Source organism: Plesiomonas sp. (genome assembly GCF_051650925.1).
Lineage (GTDB): Bacteria > Pseudomonadota > Gammaproteobacteria > Enterobacterales > CAMTGL01 > Plesiomonas.
On record NZ_JBOFRH010000483.1, the window covers coordinates 1 to 1249 of the forward strand.

The 1249-nt window shown below is 42.8% G+C and carries 2 protein-coding genes; one reads left to right on the plus strand and one right to left on the minus strand.

Features of this window, described 5'->3' with window-relative positions:
- Positions 1–155: NAD(P)-dependent oxidoreductase (locus ACRC27_RS11770; RefSeq protein WP_438639943.1), on the minus strand; the 155-nt coding region annotated here is incomplete at its 3' end.
- An 870-nt stretch (positions 156–1025) separates the two neighbouring features.
- Between ACRC27_RS11770 and ACRC27_RS11775 the strand changes: the two genes are divergently transcribed.
- On the plus strand, positions 1026–1249 hold a 224-nt coding region (locus ACRC27_RS11775), incomplete at its 3' end, for a sodium/glutamate symporter (RefSeq protein ID WP_438639942.1).

The window sequence follows — 1249 nt, forward strand, 5'->3', positions numbered from 1 at the left end:
TGCGCCACCTGCATTGCGGGAGCATCGGAATAACGATCAACGCCGATAACTTCAATCCCGAGCCGCTGGCATTCAATTGCCACTTCCTTGCCCAGTTCCCCACAACCTAACAACATCACTTTCGTGGCCGACGGACGCAGTGCAGTTCCTAACATGGTGAAATAACCCTTATATGGCAGAAAAAGAGATTCAGTCCTGAAAAGCGTGGCTGATTATAAAAGGAAAACGTTTGCGCAGCAAAGATGTTACTGCAATCGCGCAAAATAAAATCACTGATAAGGTATCGCTCTCTACGGTTTAGTGCCAGGCGGTGAGCGTGCTTATCGCCGCTGGTTTGCGGGAAAATCTGCGAGGTGCTTCAGGGTCTTTTTGTTCCTGATTAGAGGTTTCGTAAACTTTATGTTATAATACAAAAGGCTATGCTCTTGTATTGCGTAAATTCTGTGCAGGTAAGGCCCAATAAAAGTGCGAAAAAAGTGCCAAGCCAGAAAATATCCGTGTTATTTCAAGGCGGCATTTTGGAAATACGTGGTTTTATTGGGGCGTTAATAAACGGGTTTTGCTCATCGTTAATGAGCGAGACGGTGAATGTGGTTGTTTTTAGTGAAAAAAAAGGCACATGGTCACAGAATGGATAATACAGTAGTAATGCGGCAAGCGAGCGGATAAATGAAGTCAATTAGCCCGCTGAGATGAGTATGACTGTTTGTTGCAAATTATAACCACAATATAATTTGCGAAACAGATTTAGCATGGATTGATTGTGACTGATATGCACAATAGACGATAGCTTGTGAGACGCAGTGGCATTGCGCTCGGAGCTTTCCATCTCACGGTAAATTATCCGCCAGCGCTGAGGTTATCAACGCATTTTACAGCTATTCAGAGCCTGAACATGAAGCATAGCGCTTAAACAGAGTACCCGCTCTGCATTGATATAAAACCGACGGTTTTTACTTTAAGAAGGAAAGGGTTTTAAGCCGGATTTCGGCTATCACGAAAATAAAAAAATAGGATTTTTCTGAATGCATGTAATTTCGTTATCGATGATAACCACACTGATGACAGCAGTGTTGGTTTTGCTGGTTGGACGCTATTTTGAAAAGCGTGTCTCACTGTTTAGTAAATATTTTATTCCTGCGCCTGTGATTGGCGGTGTGATTTTTTCGTTTATCACACTGTTCGGGCACATGACTGATTTGTTTGTATTTACTTTTGACGACAGTATTCGCCAGTTATTCATGGTGGC